A 4,660-nucleotide genomic window follows, 5' to 3' on the forward strand; every position below is an offset into this window, starting at 1 on the left:
CCGGCAGGGGTTCTTCGGCACGGGCGGCACCGACCCGTGGGCGTCGCTTCTGATCGTCGGCGCCACGGCCGCCGCCGTCATGGCGCTCGCCGTGGTGCTTCTCTCAAAGGGGTGGCGGATCCGCAACTGACGGCTGCAGCCGCCCGCGGGGTCAAGCGTTCGGTCCGGCCATCACGGCGAGAATGTCGCGCTCCTGCGCTTCGAACCACGGATTGAAGGCGCGCCGGGAGGACCCCGCGCGTCCGAACTGAGGATTCCCGGGAGCGAAGATGAGCCCGCGGTGCGAGAGGCTCGCGACGCCCTCCTGCGGGAGGGCGTCCGTGCGCACGATGATCCTCGGGTCGTCCGTTACGGGAACGGACGAGGTGCCGTACCAGAGAAAGCGCGTCCGCGGCGAAGTGAAGCGCTTGGTGAAGAAGGGCAGCAGCGTCTGCGTGTCCACCACCCGGTCGTGCTCGCTCATCATGATCACCGCGGGCCGCGTGAAGGGCCGGCGCTTCAGCGCGCGCTCGGCGCCGCGCATCGTGTCCACGAAGGCGGCGAGCGCCGGCACGGGCACCACGGTGTAGCGCACGGGGGCGACGCCGCCCATGCGGGAGTCCTCGGGCTCGCGCAGCCAGTTTGTGAAGGGCGCGGCGATGGGGGCGAGGAAGGCGAGGCGACTGCGTACGGCGACGGCGGGCGAAAAGAGCACGAGTCCGGCAATCCAGTCGTGTTCGGAGGCGAATTCGATCGAGAGGTTGCAGCCCGTGGAGAAGCCCCCCAGCCACACTTCCGGGACCGCGCCGGGGGAGGCGGCCGCGAGGTCGCGCCGCAGTATTTCGGCCTGCTCGCCGACGACGCGGCGCCAGTCGTCCGCTGAGGCGGGAATCATGTCCTCGGGCCGCGTGCCGCACCCGGGCAGCAGCACCGTGCGCACGAGCCATCCGGCGCGCGCGAAAGCCGCTCCCTGATCCACGAAGCTCCAGGGCGAGTCGCCCAGCCCGTGAACGAGGAGGATGCCCCTTCGCGGCGGCAGTCCGTCCGCGGGGAGAAGCTCCGAGGGCGAATTCCAGGCGGCCTCCGCCGCGTGGTCGGCCGTGGCGAAGCGCCGGCGCGATTCGACCCAACGGCGGGTGTCGCGGGCGTAGTCCGCAAAGGTTGCCTGCCCGAGGGGCTGCACTGCAGGGGGCGCATCCTGCGGGCGGGAGACGGCGCAGGCGGCAAGCCCCCCTCCGAGGACGGCTGAGGTGATGAGCGCGCCGGTGAGGAACCGGCGGCGCGTGATGCGCAGGAACGGCATGGCGGACGAGCGGGAGGAAGTGGTTTTCCGACAGGGAAAAGAATAGCGGGCCGGATCGCTCCGGCCCGCTCTGGAGGGATCAAGAACCTGCCCGTTTCTCTCAAAGGATCCTGCGGGCGGGCCGTGGCTCCCAAAGGACGCCAGCCTACATGCGGCTCACATGCGCTTGTGGCAGGTGCGGGCGATGACGTCGAGCTGCTGCTCGCGCGTGAGGTCGATGAACTTCACCGCATAGCCCGAGACGCGGATCGTGAAGTTCGCGTATTCGGGCTTCTCGGGATGCTCCATGCAGTCGATGAGCTTCTCGGTGCCGAAGACGTTCACGTTGAGATGGTGCGCGCCCTGGGCGAAGTAGCCGTCCATCACGGAGACGAGGTTCTCGGCGCGTTCGTCGACGCAGTGGCCGAGCGCGTCCGGGCTGATCGTCTGGGTGTTGGAGATGCCGTCGAGCGCGTACTCGTAGGGGAGCTTCGCGACGGAGTTGAGCGAGGCGAGCAGGCCGTTCTTCTCCGCGCCGTAGCTCGGGTTCGCGCCCGGCGAGAGCGGTTCGCCCGCCTTGCGGCCGTCGGGAAGCGACCCCGTCGCCTTGCCGTACACCACGTTCGAGGTGATCGTGAGGATCGAGGTTGTGGGTTCGGAGTTGCGGTAGGTCTTGTAGTGGCGGATCTTGTCGAGGAAGGTCTTCAGGAGCCACACGGCGATCGAGTCGGCGCGCTCGTCGTCGTTGCCGTAGCGCGGGAAGTCGCCTTCGGTCTCGAAGTCCGTCGCCACGCCCGCCTCGTTGCGGATCGTCTTCACGCGGGCGTACTTGATCGCGCAGAGCGAGTCCACCACGTGCGAGAAGCCGGCGATGCCGGTCGCGAACGTGCGGCGCACGTCCGTGTCGATGAGGGCGAGCTCGGCGGCCTCATAGAAGTACTTGTCGTGCATGTAGTGGATGAGGTTGAGCGTGTTGACGTAGATGCCGGCGAGCCACTCCATCATCGGGTCGAAGCGCTGCATCACCTCGTCGTAGTCGAGGTACTCGCTCGTGATCGGACGGTAGGCCGGGCCCACCTGGGCGCCCGTCTTCTCGTCCACGCCGCCGTTGATGGCGTAGAGCATGCACTTGGCGAGGTTCGCACGGGCGCCGAAGAACTGCATCTCCTTGCCGGTTTCGGTCGCCGAAACGCAGCAGCAGATCGAGTAGTCGTCGCCCCAGATCGGACGCATCACGTCGTCGTTCTCGTACTGCACGGACGAGGTGAGCACGGAGACCTTCGCGGCGTAGCGGCGGAAGGCCTCGGGAAGCGCCTTCGTGTAGAGCACCGTGAGGTTGGGTTCGGGCGCCGGATCCATGTTTTCGAGCGTGTGCAGGAACCGGAAGTCCGTCTTCGTCACCATCGAGCGGCCGTCCATGCCGATGCCGGCCATCTCCAGGGTCGCCCAAACCGGGTCGCCCGAGAAGAGCTGGTTGTATTCGGGGATGCGGGCGAACTTCACCATGCGGAACTTCATCACGAGGTGGTCGATGAGCTCCTGCGCCTCCGATTCCGTGAGGGTGCCTTCGGCGAGGTCGCGCGAGATGTAGATGTCGAGGAAGGTCGAGATGCGGCCCACCGACATCGCCGCGCCGTTCTGCGTGCGAATGGCGGCGAGGTAGCCGAAGTAGAGCCACTGCACGGCCTCGCGGGCGTTCTTCGCGGGCGCGGAGATGTCGAAGCCGTAGGACTCGGCGAGCTTCTTCATCGCGAGGAGCGAGCGGATCTGCTCGGAGATCTCCTCGCGCTGACGGATCACCTCGTCGCTCATCATGCCGCAGCCGCAGTTCTTGAGATCCTTCTTCTTTTCGGCGACGAGTCGGTCGATGCCGTAGAGCGCGACGCGGCGGTAGTCGCCCACGATGCGGCCGCGGCCGTAGGTGTCGGGCAGGCCCGTGATGATCTTGTTCTTGCGCGCCGCACGCATTTCAGGCGTGTAGGCGTCGTAGACGCCCTGGTTGTGCGTCTTGCGGTATTCGTTGAAGATCTGCTCGTACTTCGGGTTCGGTTCGTACCCGTAGGTGCGGCAGGCCTCCTGCGCCATGCGGATGCCGCCGTAGGGCATGAAGGCGCGCTTCAGGGGCTTGTCGGTCTGCAGGCCCACGACGCGCTCAAGGTCCTTCAGGGCCGGGTCTATGTAGGCGGCGGGGTAGGCCGTGATCGAGCTGACGACCTCGGTCTCCATGTCGAGGACGCCGCCCTTGGCGCGCTCCTCCTTCTGGAGCTCGGAGAGACGCGCCCAGAGCTTCTGCGTCGCTTCGGTCGGGCCGGTGAGGAAGTCGCTGCCGCCGTCGTAGGGCGTGTAGTTCGTCTGGATGAAGTCGCGGACGTTGACGTCGCTGCGCCAGTGCGAACCGGCGAAATTGCGCCATGCATCGGTCATGATGAGCTCCTGTGTGAAGAAAGACTGTTTGATGTGTGGGTGCTTCCCTAGCCTTGCGGGGACCGTGCGCCGAGGATCTCTTCGGCGTTGCGCACGCGCTCGGGCGTGGGTGGGGGCAGTCCCTTGGTGCGGTTGCGGATTCCGAGGGCCTCCCACTTCGGCTCGGCGAAGCCGTGGAAGGGGAGCACTTCGACGCGCTCGACGTTCTTGAGCGTGCGGATGAAGGCAGAGAGCGCCTTGAGCGCTTCGTCGTCGTCCGTCCACTCGGGCACGAGCACGTGGCGGATCCAGACGGGCACACCCTTGTCGGACAAGTAGCGCGCGCAGTCGAGGATCTGGTCGTTCACGAAGCCCGTGAGGTGCTTGTGGGCGGCGCGGTCGAAGTGCTTGAGGTCGAGCAGGATGAGGTCCGTCGCGGCGAGCAGCCGCTCGAAGCGCGCGAGCCACTCCGGGTCGCGCGAAAAGACGGCCGCGCTCGTGTCGAGCGTCGTCGAGACGCCCGCCTTCTTCGCAAGCTCGAAGAGCTCCGTGACGAAGTCCATCTGCAGGAGCGGCTCGCCGCCGCTCACCGTGATGCCGCCCTTCGAGCCCCAGTAGGGCCGGAAGCGCAGCGCCTTCTCGAGAACCGCCTCGGGCGTCCAGAACTCCCCGGCTTCGATGCGCCACGTGTCGGGATTGTGGCAGTAGGCGCACCGCATGCGGCAACCCTGCATGAAGACGATGAACCTCACGCCGGGTCCGTCGACGGAACCGAAGGTTTCGAAGGAGTGGATGCGGCCGGTGGTCATGCGGGGCTCGTGGTCGTCGGGAGATGGGTCGGGCGGGATGCTTAGCGCCCCCGAATCTCCCACAGAGATACTTCGGGAAAACGCCTATGGGTTTCACTCTATCCCAGTGTTTCTCACGGGGACATCAGTCGTTTGGAGGATACGCCCATTTCCATGGATACCCCTTAAGGGAAATCTAGAAAACGGT

At 66.6% G+C, this 4,660-nt stretch carries 3 protein-coding genes; all 3 read right to left on the reverse strand.

Going from position 1 to position 4,660, the window contains the following annotated elements:
• Positions 1 to 151: 151 nt before the first annotated feature.
• Positions 152 to 1,282, reverse strand: a complete 1,131-nt coding sequence (locus ACT6Y9_RS08820; RefSeq protein WP_443744266.1) for an alpha/beta hydrolase — start codon at positions 1,280 to 1,282, stop codon at positions 152 to 154.
• A gap of 156 nt (positions 1,283 to 1,438) precedes the next feature.
• Positions 1,439 to 3,685: a formate C-acetyltransferase gene (gene pflB / locus ACT6Y9_RS08825; protein WP_443744267.1), complete on the reverse strand. Its 2,247-nt coding sequence runs from the start codon at positions 3,683 to 3,685 to the stop codon at positions 1,439 to 1,441.
• A 47-nt stretch (positions 3,686 to 3,732) separates the two neighbouring features.
• Positions 3,733 to 4,473: a pyruvate formate-lyase-activating protein gene (gene pflA / locus ACT6Y9_RS08830; RefSeq protein WP_295479720.1), complete on the reverse strand. Its 741-nt coding sequence runs from the start codon at positions 4,471 to 4,473 to the stop codon at positions 3,733 to 3,735.
• Positions 4,474 to 4,660: the final 187 nt, after the last annotated feature.

Origin of the sequence: Sutterella sp. (genome assembly GCF_052272535.1) — a bacterium.
GTDB lineage: Bacteria > Pseudomonadota > Gammaproteobacteria > Burkholderiales > Burkholderiaceae_F > Sutterella.

What these genes read in the sequence shown, in the direction of transcription:
- ACT6Y9_RS08820 (WP_443744266.1), bottom strand. Translation starts at nt 1,282, where the DNA reads ATGCCGTTCCTGCGCATCACGCGCCGCCGGTTCCTCACCGGCGCGCTC.
- pflB (WP_443744267.1), bottom strand. Translation starts at nt 3,685, where the DNA reads ATGACCGATGCATGGCGCAATTTCGCCGGTTCGCACTGGCGCAGCGAC.
- pflA (WP_295479720.1), bottom strand. Translation starts at nt 4,473, where the DNA reads ATGACCACCGGCCGCATCCACTCCTTCGAAACCTTCGGTTCCGTCGAC.